Origin of the sequence: Pedobacter foliorum (assembly GCF_013266735.1) — a bacterium.
GTDB classification, from domain to species: domain Bacteria; phylum Bacteroidota; class Bacteroidia; order Sphingobacteriales; family Sphingobacteriaceae; genus Pedobacter; species Pedobacter foliorum.
In genome coordinates this window covers 116,731-140,449 of the sequence record NZ_JABSNU010000001.1, presented here as the reverse complement: position 1 = coordinate 140,449, position 23,719 = coordinate 116,731, and the positions used below count along the sequence as shown (strand labels likewise).

The 23,719-nt window shown below is 40.9% G+C and carries 22 protein-coding genes; 15 read left to right on the top strand and 7 right to left on the bottom strand.

What is annotated here, in order from left to right:
* Positions 1-174: 174 nt before the first annotated feature.
* A complete protein-coding gene (locus HQN83_RS00610; protein WP_173087555.1) occupies positions 175-1,038 on the bottom strand; it encodes a YDG/SRA domain-containing protein in 864 nt (287 codons plus the stop codon).
* A gap of 172 nt (positions 1,039-1,210) precedes the next feature.
* Complete coding sequence (locus HQN83_RS00605) at positions 1,211-1,678, bottom strand: hypothetical protein (protein WP_173087553.1); 468 nt, start codon at positions 1,676-1,678, stop codon at positions 1,211-1,213.
* 222 nt (positions 1,679-1,900) lie between these two features.
* Here HQN83_RS00605 and HQN83_RS00600 point away from each other — a divergent pair, with 222 nt between their 5' ends.
* Both HQN83_RS00600 and HQN83_RS00595 read left to right on the top strand, forming a co-directional pair.
* Positions 1,901-2,569 (top strand): hypothetical protein, encoded by a 669-nt coding sequence (locus HQN83_RS00600; RefSeq protein ID WP_173087551.1) that lies wholly within the window; start codon positions 1,901-1,903, stop codon positions 2,567-2,569.
* Positions 2,570-2,667: 98 nt separating this feature from the next.
* Positions 2,668-3,669, top strand: coding sequence for a glycoside hydrolase family 5 protein (locus HQN83_RS00595; RefSeq protein WP_173087549.1), 1,002 nt, complete (start codon positions 2,668-2,670; stop codon positions 3,667-3,669).
* A gap of 26 nt (positions 3,670-3,695) precedes the next feature.
* Here the strand turns inward: HQN83_RS00595 and HQN83_RS25235 are convergent, their stop codons facing one another.
* A complete protein-coding gene (locus HQN83_RS25235; protein ID WP_246254136.1) occupies positions 3,696-4,256 on the bottom strand; it encodes a helix-turn-helix domain-containing protein in 561 nt (186 codons plus the stop codon).
* A 530-nt stretch (positions 4,257-4,786) separates the two neighbouring features.
* On the opposite strand from HQN83_RS25235, the gene HQN83_RS00585 reads away from it, so the two are divergent.
* The 12 genes from HQN83_RS00585 to HQN83_RS00530 all read left to right on the top strand — a co-directional run bounded on the left by HQN83_RS00585 (position 4,787) and on the right by HQN83_RS00530 (position 18,147).
* The gene (locus tag HQN83_RS00585; protein ID WP_173087545.1) at positions 4,787-6,430 is read left to right on the top strand and encodes an alpha-L-fucosidase; all 1,644 of its coding nucleotides are present in this window, start codon (positions 4,787-4,789) and stop codon (positions 6,428-6,430) included.
* Positions 6,431-6,436: 6 nt separating this feature from the next.
* The gene (locus tag HQN83_RS00580) at positions 6,437-7,540 is read left to right on the top strand and encodes an endo-1,4-beta-xylanase (RefSeq protein WP_173087543.1); all 1,104 of its coding nucleotides are present in this window, start codon (positions 6,437-6,439) and stop codon (positions 7,538-7,540) included.
* 27 nt (positions 7,541-7,567) lie between these two features.
* Complete coding sequence (locus HQN83_RS00575) at positions 7,568-8,398, top strand: alpha/beta hydrolase (RefSeq protein ID WP_173087541.1); 831 nt, start codon at positions 7,568-7,570, stop codon at positions 8,396-8,398.
* A gap of 28 nt (positions 8,399-8,426) precedes the next feature.
* On the top strand, positions 8,427-11,363 hold the full coding sequence (locus HQN83_RS00570; RefSeq protein ID WP_173087539.1) for a PVC-type heme-binding CxxCH protein: 2,937 nt from the start codon (positions 8,427-8,429) through the stop codon (positions 11,361-11,363).
* 27 nt (positions 11,364-11,390) lie between these two features.
* Positions 11,391-11,912 carry a VOC family protein gene (locus HQN83_RS00565; RefSeq protein ID WP_173087537.1) on the top strand — a complete coding sequence of 174 codons (522 nt, stop codon included), beginning with the start codon at positions 11,391-11,393 and terminating at the stop codon, positions 11,910-11,912.
* A 142-nt stretch (positions 11,913-12,054) separates the two neighbouring features.
* Positions 12,055-12,699, top strand: coding sequence for a Crp/Fnr family transcriptional regulator (locus HQN83_RS00560; RefSeq protein WP_173087535.1), 645 nt, complete (start codon positions 12,055-12,057; stop codon positions 12,697-12,699).
* A 70-nt stretch (positions 12,700-12,769) separates the two neighbouring features.
* Positions 12,770-13,564 (top strand): sulfite exporter TauE/SafE family protein, encoded by a 795-nt coding sequence (locus HQN83_RS00555; protein WP_173087533.1) that lies wholly within the window; start codon positions 12,770-12,772, stop codon positions 13,562-13,564.
* Between the two features lie 86 nt (positions 13,565-13,650).
* Positions 13,651-15,075, top strand: coding sequence for an MBL fold metallo-hydrolase (locus tag HQN83_RS00550; RefSeq protein ID WP_173087531.1), 1,425 nt, complete (start codon positions 13,651-13,653; stop codon positions 15,073-15,075).
* 6 nt (positions 15,076-15,081) lie between these two features.
* The gene (locus HQN83_RS00545; protein WP_173087529.1) at positions 15,082-15,639 is read left to right on the top strand and encodes a YeeE/YedE family protein; all 558 of its coding nucleotides are present in this window, start codon (positions 15,082-15,084) and stop codon (positions 15,637-15,639) included.
* 4 nt (positions 15,640-15,643) lie between these two features.
* Complete coding sequence (locus tag HQN83_RS00540) at positions 15,644-16,057, top strand: DUF6691 family protein (protein ID WP_173087527.1); 414 nt, start codon at positions 15,644-15,646, stop codon at positions 16,055-16,057.
* Between the two features lie 292 nt (positions 16,058-16,349).
* Entirely contained in the window at positions 16,350-17,645 is a 1,296-nt protein-coding gene (locus HQN83_RS00535) for a sensor histidine kinase (RefSeq protein ID WP_173087525.1), read from the top strand.
* 46 nt (positions 17,646-17,691) lie between these two features.
* Positions 17,692-18,147, top strand: coding sequence for a DoxX family protein (locus HQN83_RS00530; RefSeq protein WP_173087523.1), 456 nt, complete (start codon positions 17,692-17,694; stop codon positions 18,145-18,147).
* A gap of 9 nt (positions 18,148-18,156) precedes the next feature.
* Here the strand turns inward: HQN83_RS00530 and HQN83_RS00525 are convergent, their stop codons facing one another.
* The 4 genes from HQN83_RS00525 to HQN83_RS00510 all read right to left on the bottom strand — a co-directional run bounded on the left by HQN83_RS00525 (position 18,157) and on the right by HQN83_RS00510 (position 21,037).
* On the bottom strand, positions 18,157-19,416 hold the full coding sequence (locus tag HQN83_RS00525; protein ID WP_173087521.1) for a type II toxin-antitoxin system HipA family toxin: 1,260 nt from the start codon (positions 19,414-19,416) through the stop codon (positions 18,157-18,159).
* Positions 19,416-19,706 (bottom strand): helix-turn-helix domain-containing protein, encoded by a 291-nt coding sequence (locus HQN83_RS00520; RefSeq protein WP_173087519.1) that lies wholly within the window; start codon positions 19,704-19,706, stop codon positions 19,416-19,418. The genes HQN83_RS00525 and HQN83_RS00520 overlap by 1 nt, the downstream gene beginning before the upstream one ends.
* A gap of 394 nt (positions 19,707-20,100) precedes the next feature.
* The gene (locus tag HQN83_RS00515) at positions 20,101-20,577 is read right to left on the bottom strand and encodes a hypothetical protein (protein WP_173087517.1); all 477 of its coding nucleotides are present in this window, start codon (positions 20,575-20,577) and stop codon (positions 20,101-20,103) included.
* A gap of 73 nt (positions 20,578-20,650) precedes the next feature.
* Positions 20,651-21,037, bottom strand: coding sequence for a DUF805 domain-containing protein (locus tag HQN83_RS00510; RefSeq protein ID WP_173087515.1), 387 nt, complete (start codon positions 21,035-21,037; stop codon positions 20,651-20,653).
* Positions 21,038-21,346: 309 nt separating this feature from the next.
* On the opposite strand from HQN83_RS00510, the gene HQN83_RS00505 reads away from it, so the two are divergent.
* Entirely contained in the window at positions 21,347-23,719 is a 2,373-nt protein-coding gene (locus tag HQN83_RS00505; RefSeq protein WP_173087513.1) for an ABC transporter permease, read from the top strand.

The window sequence follows — 23,719 nt, the reverse complement described above, 5'->3', positions numbered from 1 at the left end:
AACTTACAAATAATGGTGACAAATATGAGGTAAGCCCTTAGTTTTGCCTTACAATAGATGTCATGAATCTAAATTTGTTACCATATACCCAAATTCTAGAAGGCAAAGTTAATTCATTACTAGATTCGACTTTGGAATTTATGAACACCCTGTTTTAATTACTGCTAAAAGGCTCTATTTGTGATGCTCCTTATGGTAGTTTAGGTTATCTGGGTCCAAAATGTGACCATCTAATACAGTAATACCTTCGGAGATGCCTTCACACGAAAAATCATTATTGATGGTAAAGTGTCCTTTATCAAACATAACATGGTGATTAGGGCATAAACATAGTAAATTATTCAAAAGATCCTTACCATTATGTGGCTTACCCAAAGGACGGATATGTGCCGCCTCTGCATAACCAACACCATTAAATTCAATTCTTAAAGCACAGATCTGACAGGTGTAATTATAAAGCTCTTTTACTTTTCTTGAAAGCCTAGTATCTCTCACTATCCTTAGTATTGTACTAGCCACCCTTGAAGTCTCACCTGTTTTATAATCCACAGACAACTCCCTTATATCAAAAGAATTAGACACTATTGATGATATCTTTTCTAATCTAAAAAGACAAACCCAAAATCCATGAGCCCCTTTCTTATACTTATGGCTTGTAACCATATACAAACCACCATATTGATATCCCTTTTCAGGGCTAAACTTAGATTTGTGTTTTGGTCCACGGCTTACACGTACAGGAAGACCGTGCATTTCACTTATTAAGAGTCCCTTATTACCAGGATCATCCCACGATTGATCTCTGATTTGCTTTTTATTAACATTACCACCATGCCCCGTATAAATAATTAAGTTACCATAGTCTTTATCATCCTCATAACCTCCATTTAAAACGATTGAAGCACTGCCGTGTTCACCATTTCCATCTATACCTTGTACGGTATTTCGATGAAGTCCTTTATTGGTCATTTCTTGCCGGCTTATAAAAGTATCTCCTTCTTTAATTCCTTCTATTTCTCCAAATTGTATGGCGGCCATGAGCGTTTATAGTTAATCTTTCAATAAATTTCTAAATTAACCAATATTATTAAATGAAAATCAAATCTTTGTATATTTTGAATTAAGCGCGCACTCTCCTATAGCCCTTTCTTACTATAAACCTCTTAGCTTCTTGCTTCAAAAACACATCAGCTACTTATAAGTAATATAACTAATATTTATGTAGTTCTACGGAAACTGGTAGAGTTTTAGAATTAAATTTGTAAACGCTTAATGAATACCTATCCTTGCGATAAAGCCAGTATTCCCTTTCAGCTTGAGAATTGTGCTCAACCAAGACAAAACCATTGCTCGTAATATTTTCACCTAATGCTTCAATATCCTTAGACGGTCTAACTTCGTAATGAATACTATGAAAAAGACTATCCCGATCTTTCCATTGAGTTTTTATTACTTCTATACTATTGTTAGAATCTCTCAGGCTAAGTTCAGTTACCCGTTGCTTATATATAACATCTGAATAATCTAAAACAAATCCTTTACCCTCACTAAGATATTCAATCATTTCATCGTGGCTCATATTTGCAAAAGCAATCATTTCCTTTACATCGGGTTTAAGCGTAAGCACTCCCACCTTCGACCGTTGATTTGCATTTGAACACCCGAATACTACCGCCATGAGAAGCACTATTGCGAGAATGGAATTATTGAAGTTATTGGAACTAATCATTGACAGCGTTAAATTTAATTACTTAATACCTATCAACCAAAAGTTACATCTCCTTTATCTAGTTTGTTTATATCATAAAACGGGGGATAGCCAACAAGTAGGATAAGAAAAGAACTGACCATGATCAATCAGGAAATTACTATAGTCAAATGGATTTCCAATTATCGATCCATGAAGAAAACAATTCCATTTATTGTATTACTCTGCTTATGCTACTCTGCACTATTCGCGCAAGTACCCAAATCAACGAAGAAAAAAGTGGCAAGAGCCAAGTCAATTACAAATTGGGAGAAAGATTTAAAAGAAGAGAATAGCGATTGTGCGTTCTACAATAAATATACTAACGAACAACGCCTTGCGAAATACCCTTTTTCGAAAGCCGCAAAAGTATTGGCCGTATCGTATAAGTATCGCGGCTTTGGTCAAGAACCAGAGGGCAAACAAGATGAATCCCCTAGAAGAGGTCTATATGTAAATAATGGGGTATTGGACACAACTACACTGATCGAAATAAAGCAACTAAGTAAAAAACAGATTAATGAGCTTACAAAGCTTATTTTCAATACTGATTATAAGAAAAAAGATGAGATGCATTTCGAATCATTTGGAAAATGTTTTGAGCCCAGAAATGCTTTTATCTTTCTGAGTGCAAACGACAAAGTACTGGATTACATTGAAATCTGCTTTACATGTAGTCAAAATCAGCCAAGCTCCAATAAATTTTATATTGGTGTTTTATGCACACAGAAGTATCAGCTGTTTAGCGACTACTTTAAGAATGTTGGCGTTGTTTATGGCACTTTAGGAAAGGAATACCACGAGGAAGACATAAAAGAATGAAGGTTTAGAAAACCAAAGTGAAATTAACATTCCAAGGTCTGTTTTTTATCAAATGAATCCCGACAGATAGCTATCTTGCCATTTCATCAGGTATTTATATGGTAACCAGTAAACAATACGTAATCAAAATTTCAGGAGTAATTGTGCTACTGTTATGGTCAATAACATTTTGCAAAGCACAGCAAGTTAACGCAGTGAACTCACACGGAGCTTTAAAAGTTCAGGACGGTAAAATTTTAGACAGCCACAACAAACCAGCACAGCTGAGGGGAATAAGTTTATCGTGGAGTATATGGGGAGGGCGAAAATATTATAATCCCGAAGTGGTTCAATGGTTAAAAAAAGATTTCAACATCAATCTATTACGGGTTTCCATGGCGGTTGAGCCCGACAACGGGTATTTGAAAGACCCCATAGGTCAGGAAAAACTCATTACAGCAGTTATTGATGCCGCGTTAAAAGAAGGGATATATGTTTTAATAGACTGGCACGATCACCATGCGAATGTGAATGTAAAGGAAGCCAAATCCTTTTTTAAAAAGATGTCGGCAAAATATTCAGGTGTTCCTAATGTTATTTATGAAATATGGAATGAACCTGAGCGCATAGCCTGGCAAGAGGTAAAAGCTTATGCCTTGGAAGTTATCGCCGAAATACGCAAAAATGATAAGGAAAACATTATTGTAGTTGGCAGTCCCAACTGGGATCAGGATATCGACATAGCGGCAAAAGATCCTATTAAAGGTTTCAACAACGTTGCTTATTCATTTCATTTCTACGCATCTGATCCTACTCATCAGGAGAAATTGATGAAGAAAGCAGACGATGCGCTTAATCTTGGACTTCCTGTTATGGTGACCGAATGGGGTGTTGGAGAATCTAATGGAAATGGTGTGTTTGATGAGCAAAAAAGTGATAAATGGCTGAATTGGATGGAACAGCACAAGCTAAGCTTTGCCAATTGGAACCTAACTGATAAAAAAGAAACCACTGCACTGCTTTTACCCGGCGCCTCGGCCTCCGGACAATGGCCATCAACCATGCTTACGCCAGCCGGAATTTATATCAGACAGTGGCTCATTAAGCTGAATAAAAATTAATGGTGATAGAAGGCACCTTCAAGCCCTTAAGTTTGGGCTGAGTGTTTCTTCTTATATTCACCAGGGCTCATGCCAGTGATTTTTTTAAATGTCCTGGAGAAGTGAGAAAGATTTTCAAAACCGGTTTGCTGTGCAATATCCGCGTATTTAGCGTTACTGGTCATGATCAGGTACTGGGCACGCTCAATTCGTCTTTCAGTTATGTAAGCTAAAGGGCGGGATCCGGTATATTGCTGAAATAACCTCGAGAAATATTCTGAATTCTGATGTATCCGGGCAGCAAGTGATGTCACTGACAACGGGAGATGTAGACTAACCACAATATGACTGATGGTATCCAGAATTTTTACCGGGATTTGCTGTCGCTCTCTTTGGGTAATAATTTCAGGTCCTGAAAATCTTGCCATCAATTGAAGTAAGATACCTTGAGTCTCCAAAAACTGGGCGGTATTCTGCTGGTGGTTCAGCTCCTGATATTCCTGATAAAAGACGTCCTTTTCATAAATTTTTGGATCGTCAGACCGGTTAATACCACGTCCGGGATTGATCAGCAAAAGACGCTTGAAGTTAAGTATGTCGATTTCCATTGCGGGAACCTTGAAAATAGACCTGTTTTCGGCAAACAGTGATATTCCGTCAGAAGATTCCCCAAAGAACTGCACAAAATACTGGTCAAGCGAGCCGCTGCAGACCAGGTTACATAAGGTGAAGCTGGGTATAATATATAAATATCCGCTTTCGAGTTTGAGTTTCTTTTCGAAATGGGAGATCTCCCCCTCCCCACCCGCTATATAATATATGCGGTGATAAGGACTCACAACGTTTTTATAGTTCCACCGGAAATCAAGTTTCACAGCATCCACATTCAGCAGTGAAAAATTATGAGTAAGTATACGCTTGATCATAAGCCAAGGTAATAAATTTCTATTAATCTGTTTTAGAAAAAAATTAGTCTGTTTTTGTCTAATTTTAACAACTAAACACACGTATTTTTGAGTTCGAGCTGCTTTAACTAGCACAAAGATAAAACTGAATATAAACCACTTTCCAGGCAAGTTTTGTTAAAAACGACTAAACACGCTAAAAAAGGCAATCGATTGCAATTGTGTAATATAATATGAAACGGAGAACACTAATTAAAGGCGGCATTGCCGGGTTGGCAAGTTTGTATGCAACCCGCTCTTATGGTAGCGTATTTTTACAAAATACATTGACAAACAATGCAGCTGGCCCCTACCAGCCAAGCTGGGATTCGCTGGCGCAGTACCAGGTACCGGAATGGTATAGGGATGCGAAATTTGGAATATGGGCGCATTGGGGACCACAATGCCAACCTGAGCGTGGTGATTGGTACGCACGCGGCATGTACGAAGAAGGCAGTGATCAATACAAATACCATTGTAAGAAATATGGCCACCCTTCCAAATTTGGCTTCAAAGATGTAATCAATGAATGGAAGGCTGAAAACTGGGATCCGGAGGCACTGGTAGCACTTTATAAAAAAGCAGGTGCCCGATATTTCGTAGCCCTTGCCAACCATCATGACAATCTGGATCTCTATGATAGTAAACACCAGCGATGGAATTCGACTAATGTGGGCCCGAAAAAAGACCTAATGGCGGGCTGGGCTAAAGCAGCCAAGAAACAGGGACTGCCGTTAGGGGTTAGTGTGCACGCTGCTCACGCATGGAGGTGGTACGAGACCGCGCAGCGCGCTGATAAGTCGGGCCCTATGGAGGGAATTCCCTATGACGGCAAGCTAACCGCTGCTGACGGAACCGGAAAATGGTGGCAGGGATATGATCCGCAAGAGCTTTACGCGCAAAACCACCCGCTTAGCCAAAATAGTCTCGACGGCGGATCCATCCACGGGCAGTGGAACTGGGGAAACGGCGTATATCCACCGAGCAAGGCGTATTGCGAAAATTTTTACAACAGAACCATCGACCTGATTGATAAATATGAGCCGGAACTGGTTTATTTTGATGATACTGCCCTGCCCCTATGGCCGATAGATGATGCCGGTCTGCGTATTGCAGCTCACCTGTATAACAAGAGCATTAAAAAGCACGGGAAACTCAAGGCGGTCATCAATGGAAAGATATTGGATGAACAGCAGCGCAAATGTATGGTATGGGATATTGAACGGGGCCAGAGTAACTCGATAGAACCTCTGCCCTGGCAAACGGATACCTGCATCGGGCAATGGCATTACGACCGCAGGGTGTATGAGAACAACCATTATAAATCAGCAAAGACGGTGATCCATACCCTCATCGATGTAGTCAGTAAAAATGGAAACCTCCTGCTCAATGTACCACTACGAGGAGATGGTTCTATGGATGAAAAGGAACTCGCTGTAGTGGAAGGCATCACGGATTGGATGCAGATCAACAGTGAAAGCATATACGGCACGCGGCCTTGGAAAATATTCGGTGAAGGACCTGCCATGGAATCTGCGGCGGCACTGAGTGCCCAGGGTTTCAACGAAGGAAAGGGCAAGCCATTCGGATCTTCAGACATCCGGTTTGTAAAGAAAGGATCAATACTCTACGCTACTTTATTAGGATGGCCTGAAGATCGAAAGGCGCTCATCAAATCATTGAATAGAACTGCCGGAAAAGTAGAAAAAGTTAGTTTGCTTGGACATAAGGGCGCGGTTGCGTTTAAACAAAATACTGAAGGATTGACAGTTAACCTGCCCCAACAGGCACCAGGAAAGAACGCCTTTGTATTAAAAATAAATGGAAATGTTGTTTAAAACAAAATGAACTCATCAGAAAAAATTAAGTTTTCATTTCTGGTATGCAGCCTGGCGCTATTTTTCATTTCTGGGAGTTTGTCAGCACAGCAACCAAAGGAAGATAAAAAAGGGCTAAAAGACTATTATAAGAACTTTTTTCCGATTGGCGTTGCGGTGACGCCAAGGCAGTTGGAAGATTCCGCCCAACGCAAATTTATATTGAAGCACTTCAATAGTTTAACAGCCGAGAATGTAATGAAAATGGCGCCGATCCATCCGGAAGAACATCGCTACAACTGGGAAGGCGCTGATGCCATTGTTAATTTCGCTACTGCAAATGGCCTTAAAGTAAGGGGACACAATTTATGCTGGCATACTCAGGCACCAAAATGGATGTTTGTTGACAGCATGGGAAATCAGGTGACAAAAGAGGTTTTACTCGGGCGACTAAAAGCACATATTTATGCGGTAGTAGGCCGCTACAAAGGAAAAATCTATGCCTGGGATGTGGTTAATGAAGCGGTATCGGATAACCCTAAGGAGTTTTTACGCAACTCACTATGGTACAAGATCTGCGGAGAGGACTATATCACAAAGGCTTTTGAATATGCCCACCAAGCTGATCCTCAAGCAATGCTTTTTTACAATGACTACAATACAGAATATCCGGAGAAGAGACAACGCATTTACACCTTACTGAAAAAACTCAGGGATGCGGGTGTCCCTGTACACGCGGTGGGTCTTCAGGGACATTGGTCAGTAAAAGATCCATCAGAAGAAATGCTCAAACAGGCCATTAACCAGTATGCTTCACTTGGGATTAAAGTACAAGTGACTGAACTTGATGTTTCCATTTACACTGACGGGAATATTCCGGAGCAGGCTGGCGCGGCATCTAATTCCCCATTTACCGCTGAACTGCAACAGCAACAAGCAGAACAGTATGGAAAATTCTTTAGCGTTTTCCGGCAACATAAAGGAACTGTAACAGGTGTAACCTTCTGGAACCTCTCTGACCGTTACAGCTGGCTGGATAATTTCCCGGTTCGTGGGCGCAAGAACTATCCACTGTTATTTGATAAAGATTTGCAGCCCAAAACTGCCTACTGGAATGTAATCAGGTTTTAAATAAATGTTATAATAGAAAATATACAGATGAAAAAATTGATTTTACTTTTGACAATACAGCTGAGTTTGGCAATAACCATTTATGCACAGCAACCCGGACTACCACCGGAAGGGTTTGATGTACCTCGCAGTGGGATTCAGCATGGTAGCCTGGATACCATCAGTTACGTATCCAAAACAGTTGGAACCACACGAAGCGCAATCGTTTACCTTCCCCCTGGATATTCGCAGCAAAAAAAATATCCTGTGCTCTATCTTTTGCATGGGATTGGCGGAGATGAATACGAATGGCTGAGAAATGGAAGTCCCGAGCACATCCTGGACAACCTGTATGCCGATAAAAAGCTTGCGCCAATGATAGTTGTTTTGCCTAACGGCAGAGCAATGGCGGATGACCGGCCGACAGGAAATGTTATGGCCGCAGATAAGGTAGCTGCATTTGCAACATTCGAAAAGGATCTTTTAAATGACCTGATCCCTTTTATAGAGCAGCGCTATTCGGTTATCAAAGACAGGAAGCAGCGCGCCATCGCCGGCCTGTCTATGGGTGGCGGTCAGGCCCTGAACTTTGGACTGGGTAACCTGGATAAGTTCGCTTGGGTAGGCGGTTTTTCTTCAGCTCCCAATACCAAACAGCCTGAGGAACTGATTCCAGATGTTAATGCTGCACAAAAAAAACTCCGGTTGCTATGGATCTCTTGCGGCACCGAGGACAACCTGATCAACATCAGCGAAAGGACGGCTGCATACCTTGCTAAAAACAGCGTCAACCACATTTATTACAAAGCACCTGGCAAGCATGATTTCCAGGTTTGGAAAAAAGACCTGTATAACTTTTCTCAATTACTGTTCAAATAAAACCAAACACCACACAAATCACTAACAAATGAAAAAATACCTTATACTAGCCTCACTTTTCCTGGTCGCGATGATCAGCTTTAAAGGCAGCATAATCAGCAAAGATCAGGGTCGGCGCCTGGAAATCCTATTACTCGGCCACCAGGGTAAAAATCACAACTCCGAAAAATTCGCAGAGATCATCTCGCAGGATTTTTTCAAAAATGGAATCAATATTTCCTATACCACAGATCCAAATGATCTGAATGAGGAAAACCTGGCCAAATATGATGGCTTAATGATTTATGCCAATCACGACCAGATTACTCCTGCACAGGAAAAAGCTTTACTGGATTTTGTGAAAAGCGGTAAAGGTTTCATCCCTGTACACTGCGCCTCTTGGTGCTTCCAGAATTCTCCGGCCTATATTGATATGGTGGGCGGCCAATTCAAAACACATGGTACAGGCGAATTCACCAGTACCATAACAGACAAGAAACATCCGGCAATGAAAGATATTACGGATTTTACTACATGGGATGAGACTTATGTTCACGATAAGCTGGCTAAGGATATTCACGTACTAACAGAACGCGTAGAGGGAGACCACCAAGAGCCCTACACCTGGGTAAAAAAATATGGCAAGGGTAATGTGTTTTACACTGCATATGGACATGACGAACGTACCTGGAGAAACCCCGGTTTTCTGAAATTGTTGCAGAATGGCCTGCTTTGGGCGGTAAACAATACTGCAAAAAAAGAGTGGAATAAACTACCTAAACCCATACCTGCCTATTCTGATGCCAAATTACCTAACTATGAAAAAAGACCAGGAGGTTTTCAGCTACAGGCCGCACTGAACCCAAATGAATCTCAACTGATGACCCAGACTCCGGTAGATTTTAAAATGGAACTTTTCGCATCAGAACCAGATATTTTAAAGCCTATTGCCATGGCATGGGACGAACGCGGCCGGTTGTGGATTGTAGAAACGGTGGATTATCCAAACACGGTGAGGGATGTAAAAGGCGAAGGACAAGACAGGATAAAAATCTGCGAGGATACCGATGGTGATGGCAAGGCTGACAAGTTCACTATCTTTGCGGACAAATTCAACATTCCCACCAGCATCGTTTTTGCAAACGGCGGGGTGATCATCGCCCAGGCCCCTGACTTTATTTTCCTGAAAGATACCGACGGTGATGACAAAGCTGACGTTCGTGAGAAGATTATGGGCAACTGGGGTACTTATGATACCCATGCCGGACCGTCAAGCCTGCACTATGGCTTTGACAATAAGATCTGGGGTACGGTCGGCTATTCGGGTTTTCACGGATCTACCAAGTTCAACCAGGGCGCCTACCGCTTTGATGTAGACGGAAAAAATATTGAATTTATGGGTGCCACCAGTAACAACACATGGGGGCTTGGTTTTTCTGAAAACAATGACATATTCCTATCCACGGCCAACAATACCCACAGCGCTTTCCTGGGTATCCCTTTTAGCTACCTGGACAGGATCAAACAGCCGGCAGATAAATCAATCGATAAGATTGACGGCCATTACGCAATGCATGTAGTGACTAAAAACCTCCGTCAGGTTGACGTATTCAACGGTTTTACTGCAGCGGCAGGCCATAATCTTTACACCGCCAGAAACTTCCCTAAAAGATACTGGAATAAAATCGCTTTTGTGAATGAACCTACCGGTCGTGTAGTGCACGAGGCCATATTAGAACCTTCTGGCTCAGGTTTTGCCGAAAAAGACGGCTGGAACTTTGTAGCGAGCGCTGATGAATGGTTTGGACCTGTGCAAACCGAGGTTGGTCCTGACGGCGCAGTCTGGGTTCTGGACTGGTACAACTTCATTATCCAGCACAACCCTACTCCGCAGGGATTTGAAAACGGAAAAGGAAACGCCTATATCAATCCCTTAAGAGACCGAACACACGGCAGGATCTATCGGGTTGTGTACAACAACGCAAAACCAGCCCCTATCAAATCCCTGAACAGAAAAGACAATGCGTCCCTGCTGCTGGGTTTGGTCAGCGATAATATGTTCTGGAGAATGACCGCGCAGCGACTGATTGTAGAAGATAAAAATACAGCAATAGCACCGGAGCTTTACAAGCTGATCAAAGACAAAACTGTGGACGAGCTGGGCATCAATGCCCCTGCAATTCATGCATTGTGGACATTACAAGGCCTTAATCTTTTGGAAGGTTCAGATTCAGAAGCTTTCAGCGTGGCTGTGGAAGCACTGAAACACCCTTCCGCAGGGGTGCGGAAAGCCGCTTTACAGGTTTTGCCGGCAAGCTCTGCGTCACTTCAGGCGATCAGTAAGGCAGGTCTGCTGAACGATCCGAACTTAAACACCAGGCTTGCAGCCATATTGAAAGTAGCCGATTTACCTGAATCTGCTGAACTTGGCAAAGAACTGCAGGCAATGGCCGGACTAGGCCAGAATAACGAAGACAGATGGATCAAAGAGGCCCTGAAAGTCGCACTCGATAAACATGAAAAATCAGCTGCCGGCACTCATCAAGGGCATGAAATGGCCATGACTAAGGGCAAACCGGCTGAACCGGAAGCTTCAACGGGAAAGCCTGATCAGATCATAAAAATCACTCCAATTGTAAATGCCATGAAATTCGAACAGAAGACTTTCACTGTTAAGGCAGGAACAACTGTTGAAGTGGAGTTTTCTAATATAGATTTCATGCAGCACAATTTGCTGATCCTTCAGCGAGGCAGTATGGAAAAGGTAGGGGCAGCGGCAGATAAACTCGCTCAGGATCCCAAAGGTGCAGATCAACAATATGTACCTAAAATGCCCGAGGTACTATTTGCCAGCACACTGGTTAACCCGGAGGGCAAGTATAAACTTCGTTTTAAAGTGCCGATGGCTACTGGCGATTACCCTTACATCTGCTCCTTCCCAGGGCATTGGAGAATTATGAACGGAATTATGAAAGTTATTCAATAAATATCACTTACCTGAACACAAAAAAAAATGTATAAAACTATTCTTAAAACACTTGTGGTGCTATCGATTATGATAAATAGCAAAGCAGCCTTCTCCCAAAGTAATTTTTCCAGCAAAGTGATCAATATCGGTGTGGTCGTCTCAGACCTGGACCGGGCCTTAGATTTTTATACCAACGGCATTGGCATGGTTAAGGCCGGCGGATTCAGCCTGGACAAGGATTTCACAAAACGATCGGGACTTTCCGGAGGCATTCCTTTTTCGATCACAATTCTGAAATTGGAAAACAGTTCGGAGGCCACGGAATTTAAATTGATGAGTTTTGAAAAGAAGGCGGCTCATCGCAAACCTACTTATGTTCAGGACGATTTGGGAATGCAGTATATAACCATCAATGTAAAGTCATTGAAACCGGTTATTGAAAGACTGACCAAACAAAAAGTCAAGTTTTTGGGTAGCACCCCGACCCCACTGAACAAAGACCTGCATTTTATGCTTGTTCAGGATCCTGATGGCAATTTTGTGGAAATCATTGGTTCGCTAAATTAACATCTGCGGTGAGATCAGAGGTCTTGTTAGATGAAATAAATACAGCTAACAAGACCCGGTTTCCCAAGATGGCTAAACATGATAAATTAGGCACTAACGCAGTTAATTAGTAATTTCGCAAAGTACTAACAGGCCGTAAGACATGAATGCTGAACCCACTATACAAACCTATATAAATTCCCTTTTTCCCTCTTTTGAGCCCAAATTAAAAGAAGTATTGATCGAAAACGGCTCATTGAAGACCTTTGCTGCAAACGAAATGCTCATGCATACCGGCCAAAATATGCGATCTACAATACTAATCGTTGAGGGACTGGTTAAACTGTATCGTCAAGGAGAGGACGGTAATGAGTTTTTTATGTATTACCTACAACCAGGCAATGCCTGTGCGTTGTCTATGATCTGTGCAACCAAACAGGAAACCAGCGAGGTAATGGCTAGGGCCATTGAACCAACTATAGGATTGATGATTCCAATATCGCTGATGGATACATTAATGAAAGAATATAAAACCTGGTACTATTTTGTACTGGAAACCTATAGAAGTCGTTTTGAGGAATTATTGACCGTGATTGACAATATTGCTTTTAAGAGTATGGATGAACGGTTGGCATTTTATCTGGAGAAAAAATTCAGTGATCTAAAAACCAGATCATTATCCATCACGCATGGAGAAATCGCCAACGATCTTAATTCTTCACGAGAGGTAATTTCAAGACTACTGAAAAAAATGGAACAGCGCCGAGAAGTGATACTGCACAGAAATTACATTGAATATCTTAAATAATTCATCAGAGTGACCTAAGTCACCGTTATCGCCTGTCAGAACTTCCAATTTTGTCTAAAATAGATTAAAAATGGAAGTTATTGCGTATTCAGCGGCGGCATTTATTGGCATCTCTCTGGGCCTGATTGGTGGAGGTGGCTCGATTTTAACCATGCCTGTATTGGTGTATCTTTTTGGGATCAGCCCCCTACTGGCTACATCCTATTCTCTTTTTATAGTAGGCTCGACCAGCCTAATTGGGGCAGTCAATAACTATCGCAGAGGTCAGTTGAACCTAAAAGCCGCCTTCTTCTTTGGGGCGGCTTCCATTGTAACCGTATTTGTCACCAGAAAATTTATCGTTCCAGCTATCCCAATCCATTTATTCCCTATGGCGGGCCATTCCATAAGTAGTTCATTAGCTACCATGTTGCTTTTCGGAGTATTGATGTTAATGGCCTCGATAAGCATGATTCGAAGCAAACATGATGATACACAGGAACAGGACTGCAAAGACTGCATTAAATTCTTTAAACTTCTGGGCTATGGCGTTTCTATTGGACTGGTAACTGGACTATTAGGCGCAGGCGGAGGTTTTCTATTAATTCCCGCACTGGTATTCTTATTGAAGCTTCCTATGAAAAAAGCAATCGGAACTTCTTTGCTCGTTATCGCACTGAATTCCCTGATTGGTTTTGTAGGCGACCTTGGTCATTTTGATATTCAATGGAAATTCCTACTCAGCGTTAGCGCAATTGCCGTAACGGGCCTGCTCGTCGGAAACCTTATCGGCAAAAGAATTGCTGGAGCGCAACTGAAAAAAGGGTTTGGCTGGTTTGTTCTGGTTATGGGCATTTATATTATTGTAAAAGAAATTTTAACATAAAAACGCTTAGGTGATTTTAGTCACCGTCCAGGCCTGACTTTCCAACGAAATTTGTGAAACACAAAACGATTAAAAAAACAGAAAAGATGATGATAGAACAGATTTATACCGGCTGTTTGGCACAAGGTGCCTACTACATCCAATCAGGAAATGAGGCTGCCATTATCGATCCTTTAAGAGAAGTCGCTCCTTATATCGAAAAAGCCATTACAAATAAAGCGAACATTAAATATGTATTTGAAACACATTTTCACGCAGATTTTGTTTCGGGCCATATAGATTTGTCTAAACAAACCGGAGCACCGATTATTTATGGTCCTAATGCCAATCCAACTTTCCAGGCTCATGTTGCGAAAGATGGAGAGATCTTTAAGCTAGGTAAGCTTACTATTAAAGTTTTACATACCCCTGGACACACCATGGAATCCACTTCTTACCTGCTCATTGACGAACAAGGCCAGGAAACTGCATTGTTCTCCGGAGATACGCTATTTATAGGAGATGTGGGTCGTCCGGACCTTGCACAGAAAGCAGCACACATGACTCAGGAAGAGCTCGCAGGCATTTTATTTGATTCCCTGCGTCAAAAAATAATATCGCTAAACGATGATGTTGTTGTGTATCCTGCACATGGCGCCGGATCTGCCTGTGGCAAAAATATGAGCAAAGAAACTACAGATACCCTGGGACACCAGAAATTAACCAATTATGCATTGAGAGCCGATATGACCAGAGAAGAATTCATCAAAGAGGTAACAGAAGGGCTGACCCCACCCCCAGCCTATTTCCCTATGAACGTTAAGATGAACAGAGAAGGATACGACAGCTTTACCGCGGTACTTGAAAAAGGTACTCATGCGTTAACGCCCGAACCTTTTGAATTCCTGGCAAATGAAACCGGTGCTGTACTGCTGGATACCAGGGATGCGCAGTTGTTTGCAAAAGCCTTTATTCCCAATTCAATTAACATTGGTATTGACGGTGGTTTTGCACCATGGGTGGGCGCATTGATACCGGACATCAGCCAGCAGATTCTACTGATTACCGATGAGGGACGAGAAGAAGAAGTAGTGACCAGATTATCAAGAGTAGGTTATGACCATGCTATCGGTTTCCTTAAAGGCGGAATTGATGCCTGGATTAAAAGTGGAAGAGAAACAGACGAAATTATTTCCATAACAGCAGACCAATTGGCTGACCGAATGGAGAAATCCGGAAGTTCAAATATTCTTGATGTCCGTAAGCCATCTGAACACTTTTCTGAGCATTTATTAAATGCCAAAAATGTACCACTGGACAACATTAATGAAAATATGCCCAAAATTGACAGGGACAGGATTTATTACGTCCATTGCGCTGGGGGATACAGATCAATGATCTTCAACTCCATTCTTCGCGCTCGTGGCTTTGATAACCTAATCGACGTTAAAGGTGGCTTTAAGGCTATCAAGGAATCGGGAAAACTCCAAATATCCGATTACGTTTGTCCAAGTAAAATGAACAACCAATAAAATAATATGCTGGAAATACTTAAACAACCCTGGCCATGGTATGCCTCTGGAATTGCCATTGCCTTTGTTATGATCTTACTTCTTATTTTTGGAAAATCCTTTGGCTTTTCCTCCAATCTGAGAACCTTGTGTACTATTGCTGGTGCCGGAAAAAGAAACTCTTTTTTTGATTTCGACTGGAAGACTCAGAAATGGAACCTGCTGTTTCTTTTTGGATCTATTATTGGTGGTGTAATTGCGGCAACCCTACTCAAGAGTGAAGCGCCTGTTGAGCTTTCGCAAGCTACAATTAATGACCTAGCTAAGCTGAACATTACTTTTGACGGGCAACTAAATCCCTCGCAGATCTTCGGTTACGAATTCATCAGCTCGCCTAAGGGCATCATAATCCTATTGTTTGGTGGGATTTTAGTAGGCTTTGGCTCCCGTTACGCGGGAGGTTGTACATCCGGACATGCCATTAGTGGTTTATCAAACCTACAACTCCCTTCCCTAATTGCAGTAATTGGTTTCTTTGCAGGCGGCCTGATGATGACACATTTTTTATTACCATTAATATTTTAAAAACATGAAAGGAATAAAATTTATACTGACTGGAATACTATTTGGCATTGTAATGGCAAAATCTGAAGCGATTTCCTGGTACAGAATTCAGGAAATGTTCCGCTTCCAATCGTTCCATATGTATGGAATTATAGGTACTGCTGTAGTAATTGGCCTTATCACCGTGTACCTGATCAAAAAAATCAAACTGAAAGATATCCAGGGTGGCCAAATCATCTTCCATGATAAGGATAAGAGCTGGAAGCGTTACCTTATAGGAGGATTAATTTTTGGGTTGGGTTGGGCACTAACTGGGGCTTGTCCCGGACCAATGTTTGTGAATATCGGATACGGTTACTGGTCTATGGGAATTGTTGTACTTGGGGCATTGATTGGGACTTACGGCTACGGTGTAATAAAAAATAAACTACCTCATTAACAACCCATGGGTTTGTTTACATCCTGCGAAATATGTTGTAGCAACAAATTTCTTCACTTTAATTGAATTGTTATTTGTTCTAAGGCTCAATTTTTATTTACTATATGGCTCATTTGTTGCTTTTATTTTTACAATCCATGTTTCTAATGTTGAGCCTTTCGGAAAGTAAAAATTGAGCTTTGTGATCTAAAATCAGCATAAAATGAATACGAATATTTCAGGGAATCTAATACTTCAGTTAGAATAATAAGATTTCATTAAATTTGTTACTTTAAAACAGGCAACTCTTTTGATGATTAACGGTATAAGACGGCTACATTCTCAATTGATCGGCAATAATGCTGACACACCACTCCAATCCAGGATATTTCATGAAGTAAGTCTGATCGCCATGATTGGTCTTCCTTTAGCTGGACTGGTTAATATTTTGATAAAGGTGCCTTTTGTCAATGTCGCGATTTTAGCTACTTGGCTTGTAACCATAGCAATGTATATCAATTCGAGGTATTTTGGGAGATTGCGGCTTAGTTTCATTTTATTTAGTATAGGTACAAGTGTGCTAATGGCTTTTAATTATTTCATCAATTCAGGTATACATGGCCCTACACTAATACTTTACCTCCTTTCTCTGGTTTTTACACTTTCGGTAATGCCAACCCGGCAGTACCTGTTTTGGATGCTCATCAATGTAGGAATTGTTAGTGGGTTATTATTATTTGAGTATTATAACGGCGGATCTGTTCAGATCAGTTACGCAAAACGAAGCGATTTGTTTATTGACACAGCAACAACCTATATTGCTGTAGTGGTATGTATAGGCGCCGTACTTTCCTATCTGATCAACAATTATCAGCGAGAGAAGAATAATGCGCTGACGGCTTCCCTTGCGCTTAAGGAAGCCAATGACGCTAAAACCCGGTTGTTATCTATTCTGTCACATGACTTACGTTCTCCACTTAATTCTATCGCCATTTTCCTGGAGACACTTCATCAATATGAATTATCTCCGGAGGAACGCCGCTTTCTGGAAAGTAACTTGCTTAATGAAACAAAGAATACGCAGGTGATGCTGCACAACTTGCTGAACTGGACCAAATCCCAAATGGATGGAGGCAACAGTGTAAATATGTTGAAATTAAATTTGTCGGAAATAGTAAGAAGCTGTCTGCTTGTGCAACAGGCATCAGCGGATATAAAAGCTGTGAAAATCAGTGTGGATATTGATCAGAATATTGAACTCACTGCTGATTTGGATATGCTTAAGCTGGTGATTAGGAACCTGATTAATAATGCCATAAAATTTACCCCAGCCGAAGGGAAAATTCACCTATACAGTTCTAATGATTCCGGCTATGTCAGGCTGCACATCAGAGATAACGGTGTAGGAATTCCCATGGCTAGGCAGGAAGATCTTTTTAAGCTCTATGCTGTATCAACTTATGGCACAAGTAACGAAAAAGGTGTGGGTCTGGGGCTGATCTTGTGTAAAGAGTATACTGAAATGCAGAAAGGCAGCATAAGCTTTAATAGTGTACCAGGCAAAGGGTCGACCTTCAGTTTGGAGTTTACCGATCCTAATGTTATTTAAAATTTCTTGTTCCATGAAAGAGTTACCACAATAAACACCTACTCAAATGAAACCATTAATCCTGCTCATCAGTGTATTTACCCTTTTCACTGTGATTTCAAAATTTACAACAGGCGATTGGAATTTAGTATTTGCCGGTAACCTTGCAATGTGCTCAATGCTGTGCTTTACCGCAATTGGTCATTTTGTGTTTAGCAAAGGCATGTCGATGATCATTCCACCCTTTGTACCGTTTAAAGTAGGCTTAGTATACCTTACCGGTGTCCTTGAAATCCTGCTGGCAATAGGATTATTATTCGCTTCAACAAGGTCTTTTACGGGATACCTCCTGATCCTTTTTTACATCCTGATCAGCCCTGCAAATATCTATGCGGCAAATCAGCACATCAATATTGAAAAGGGAACTTTTACAGGGCCAGGACCTTCATATTTATGGTTCAGAATTCCCCTACAGCTTTTGTTTATAGGATGGGTGTATTATTTCTCCATCCAGATGCACTAAATCCCCAGTTTATCCGGTAACTAGCTTAAATGCAGATGACATCATCTCTTGTTCTGCCCTTGGAATTCCCAATTCTGATGCTATTGAGCGCCAGTCTTTAACAGAGAATACTACTTCTTTAATGATTTGTTGCATCTGGTCATTCTTCAGTTGAAAAAACTGACCAACACTTATAGCCAACTCAAAATCTAATGCATTATTGTCCATATCAACATTTAAAGCCAGTCCATTTTTATCTATTGAGGGATTAATATCATATGCGGGAGATATTTTCCATCCTTTTTCTTCCAATAAAAAACCGTGGTTCCTAAAATGATCATCTGTATTAGAGATTGCCATATGAAACACTATTCGCCTCCACAATTGATGTAAGTCTATTACTATATTTGAACCATAAGTTTGTAGGAATTCCGCTAGCTCAAGATAGCTCGGTGTGGCATCTCTAATAGTGTCTTCACTATTCCCTGTCATAGTCATCGCGGATGCGAAATGAATCCGCTGCCCAGCATCCCGATCAAAGCGTCTGGACAAAAATGTATGATATGGCCCCCTTACCTTTTCGAGAGCGGAGAAAGACATATTGACTCCTGCGTTGCATGCTAACTCATATGCCAGGTACTCCCATGCTGCTTTGTCGGTTGTATCGGACTTTGAAGGAAACTTTGCTATACATAAATGACCATCCAGATCAATAACATTCGCCTTTGGCCTTGCTCCACCCAACGATGATCCTGGCGCAAAAAGCACTGGAATCCATTGATCCCCGTTTTTTCCCTCCTCATCTTCTTCATACGCTTTAACACTGGCCTGTAACTCTCGCAAATGCGTTACTGGTGGGGTTGGATTCTCCTTATTGTCATCTAGAAAAGATCCGTTAGGATCCAATTTGAATCGAAGCGCCCCCATCCTTGAAGCATCGTGGACACCTAACAAAAAATCAATTTCATAAAGCTTTTGCGTTGCCTGTCCTTTTGCTAACGCTGTTTGTGCAGCACGACGAAGCATAAGCTTCCTTCCCCAGGTATCAGGCATTGAGTCCATAAATACACCAAAATTGTCTTTCTTATCTGGATATTGGCTTCCAGCGTATAAGCCAATTTCGGGATCAAGCAAGAATACCCGATCTGATTTCAACCAATCTATATCGTATTCAAAATCAAATATCCGGTTCCCTTTAGTTTGCTGTGCTGATATTACTCCAATGCATTTTGGGGCTTCCATTCCCTTCCAATGGGCATATACCCAAATGTCTGTTTTCGTAGCCGCCATTAGGTTAACAGATCTAAATCCTGAAGTTTTCTGCCTAGCTCATCGTCCATTGCCAGTTTAAGGAAATCTTCATGTAAATTCAGCGCTTTAAGCACATTGAAATATGCACCCATAGATACACCTGGATCTCCCCGTTCTATCTTACGAAGTGTTACCCTTTCAATAGCAGCGCGCTCAGCAAGCTGAATGGCAGTCAGTTTTCTACGCTTTCTGGCTAACTTGATATTCTCACCAAGCTGATCCCAGATTTTTTGATACCTGGGAAAGATGACAACCTTCTTTGACTTCATAATGGATATTATTATACTCAAATATAACAAAATTGGATATAATAATATCCAAAAATCAAAAATTCAATAATTGTAACTTTAAATATAGAAGAGCGAAGTTATCGATATTACCGATTATACCTCCCAATTACAAGCACAATTAAGATTACAATATGTAATATATTTACGCCAAAAAGGATGAAGATATCCAATAGCCCTTCTGTTTCATTTAAGAGAAATACCCCTAAAAAGTCATAACTGATCAATATAAAAATATTAACAACCACTAACTTTAACAAATATTTCCTGTTAGAAGAAGTAGCGATCACGAAGACAAAAAACAATAAAACTGATGCTATAAATATCAAAGCCATATTTATATGTTAGAAAGCCGATACCGGATTGGTGAGTTACATCAACCTTCTTTGTACGCAATAACATAAGCCTGTTCATTGATTTGAAGAGCATCCGGCACTGTTTTTTGCGGAAAAACATACATCAGTACACGTTTCACTTGTTCGCCAGCTTTAAGCTTAAGATCATCCCTTGCTCCAATAGGCACAGGCGCTACCTGATAAATTTTAGCCACTGGATATTTTGTTTTAGTAGCTGTATTAAGTAAGATTATTTTGGTAAGGTCCACTACCTGATCTGTGTTGCCGGTATTGGTAAGCTGGAAGGTCAGTCTCACAAGGGTGTGCTTCCGTGGCGGAACCAAAGCATAACCACCCCAGGCTGACTGTCCATCACTAGACTGAACATTAAGTAAATCTACATTAATGCCTTCCTGATATTTGAAATTGTTTTGGGCCACCTTGTAATGCACGGCACAGCCAGAAAAAACGCTGACAATTAGAATCAGCATAATGAGGTTTGTTTTGATTTTGAGCATCTTGTAATATTTAGATACTTAAAGCTAATTGAAAAAACTGATTTTATTCTTTTCCCATAACCAAATCATAGAATCAATCCATATTCTGATGATCATAATGATCATTTTCAGTATCTCCGTAATCATAACTCAATCCCTTAGGATTCTCACCATAATCATTATCACCTATATTTCCATCTGCAAAGAGCATCCAAAAACCATAAAAGGGAATAAGTTGCCACCAACCGCTATTGTTCCTATAGTGACATCTTTTAGCTGCCTGGGCTACTAAAAAACATATACCCGGAATGAGTGCAACAATCATCGTAAACGAATTACTTGGGCTTTTATCTCCCTGAATCAACCCTAGAGATGTTAATGTAATAACAATCATAAATACATACAGGTAATACATGAGCAAGCTTAAGCCGTATTCCAGCCTGCGTATTCTGCCATCGAAAGAAAAAGGATTACTAAACATGTATTAGTGGTTATGAGTGAGTAGCGTTTAATGTCTGATTAATTTAAATGTTGGAAAATTATCTCAAAAAAACAACGGTTTACTCAAAATGTTTTACAGTCAACTAAATGATTAACGGCAACAACTACCAATAACTGATTGTCTAAAGCTGTCCGACACCGTACACCTATTGTTCGATAATGAACGGGCTTATTCTTCACAGCACAACTAAAACACTGTTTTACAGCAGATTGAACAACTATCCTACTCTTGGCACAAACTTAGTAAATTGCAGATCAATTGTATTTAATTGATAGATAACCTGACACCATGTTCAAACTCAATTTGAAAATCGCTTTGCGCAACCTCTGGAGAAATAAAACTTCTTCGGTGATTAACATAATTGGACTGGCAGTTGGTTTGTCGGCCTGCTTACTCCTATTGTTGTATGTGAATTACGAGCTTAATTTTGACCGTAATTACAAGGATGCGGACAAGATATACGCGGTGATGACCAATTTTCAGGATGCATCAGGAAAGATTACAAGTACAAAAGAATACCCTGGCAATGGGATTGCTATGGCTATCAGAGAAAAAGTTCCTGAAGTTGATGCTGTTGCACGAATTGGTGGTGGTAATGAAACACTCATCGCCAATAAGGAGAACAGTTTTAAAAAGGTAGAAATCTTTGCTGATCCAGAGATTTTGAAAATATTCAATTACGAGTTTATAGTTGGCAACCCCACGCTTGCAATGAATACACCGGATGCTGTGGTACTAACTGAGGGAACTGCCAAGCTATTGTTTGGCACTACTGATGTACTAAACAAAACGGTAAGGCATAGGAACCAGCATGATCTTAAGGTAACTGGCGTTATTAAAGACCTACCAGCCAATACTTCACTCCGGTTTGATTATTTGATGCCTTGGGCTTATTATGAAAACATAGAAAGTTGGGTTAAAAATCCAGGCTGGTCCAACTTTGGTTTCCTGGCTATGGCAAAGGTTAACGACAAGGCCAAATTGAATCTGATCAATTCCAAGGTAAAGAAATTGTTTAATGAGAATTTTAAAGATCAAAGAGCTGAAAACTTCCTATTCCCTATGGTGGATCAGCATTTACATAGTGAATTTGTGAACGGCAAGAGCGTAGGCGGCGACATAGAACGTATTTATTTGTTTGTAGCACTAGCCTTTGGTATTTTACTGATCGCCTGCATCAATTTTATGAACATGGCCACTGCAAAATCTGAGCGCAGGGCAAAGGAAGTGGGCATCAAAAAAACAATTGGCGCAACCAGAGCTTCTCTAATAACACAATTCCTTACCGAAGCTATGGTGCTTACTATAGTTGCGGTGTTGATTGCACTGGTTATTGTGGAGGCCAGTTTACCTCTATTTAATAACTTGCTGAATATAGAAATCACCATCAACTATACCAATATCGGCTACTGGTTGGGTATTGTGTCGGTAGCTTTGCTGACAGGTATTTTGGCAGGAATTTACCCTGCAGTGTTTCTTTCTTCCTTCAACCCTATTCAGATTTTGAAAAAGAAAACAGCAAGGGCAAGACTCATTCCCATCAACATGCGACAAGTATTGGTAGTTGGCCAGTTTTGCTTTGCCATTATGCTGATCATTGCCACACTAGTGATTTATAAGCAACTGCAGTTTATAAAAAACAGACCTGTTGGCTACAACATCAATTTACTTGCAGAAATGCAGCAAGATGGAGATTTGCGCCAGAAGTTTGAACTGTTTAAAGAGCAGGTGTTAAAAACTGGGGCAGTTACCTCGGTAAACCAATCGTCGCGAAGTATGACAAATGTGAGCAATTGGTTTTATGGCTTTAAATGGCCTGGAATGGACAAACAAGGCGAAGAAATTGTATTTAACAGGCTAGAGACCCAATATGATCTCGTAAAAACAAATGGCGTGCAAATGCTTGAGGGTCGTGATTTCTCTAAGGATTTTGCTTCAGATACAGCTGCAATTTTACTGAGCAGCACTGCAGTGAAGATGATGAAACTAAAAGATCCTATCGGAAAGTATGTGGATCTATTTGGCAATCAATTGAAAGTTGTTGGCGTGTTTAAAGATTTTCTGTGGGATTCGCCCTATCGTTCTGGACGCCCTATGGTGATTAATTTTAATAAAGATGGGGCTGGCAATATCAATTTGCGCTTAAATCCGGCCAATAGTTTGAGCAAGAATATCGAGTTGATCACTGTTGTTGCCAAAAGTATCAATCCTCAATACCCGGTTCAAATTAAATTTGTGGATGATCTGTATACCGCAAAACTACAATCGGAAAAGATTCTGGGTATCCTGGCCAATTTGTTTGGCGGCATAGCCATATTGATTTCCTGCATGGGACTTTACGGATTGGTTGCTTACAGTGCAGAACAACGCACAAAGGAGTTTGGTGTGCGTCGTGTACTTGGTGCCTCGGTTGCCAACATCATGAGACTGCTTTCACTTTCCTTTCTGAAAATGGTATTTGTAGCGGCTTGTATTGGTGTGCCTCTCGCCTATTACCTGATGAACAGATGGCTTGTTAATTTTGAGTTCAGAACAACCATATCATGGTCTATCGTACTGATATCAATAACAGGAACCGCAGCGATTGCTTTTCTAACGGTTAGCTTTCAGGCGTATAAGGCTGCAAAAGCTAACCCGGTTGAGGCTTTGAAATATGAGTAA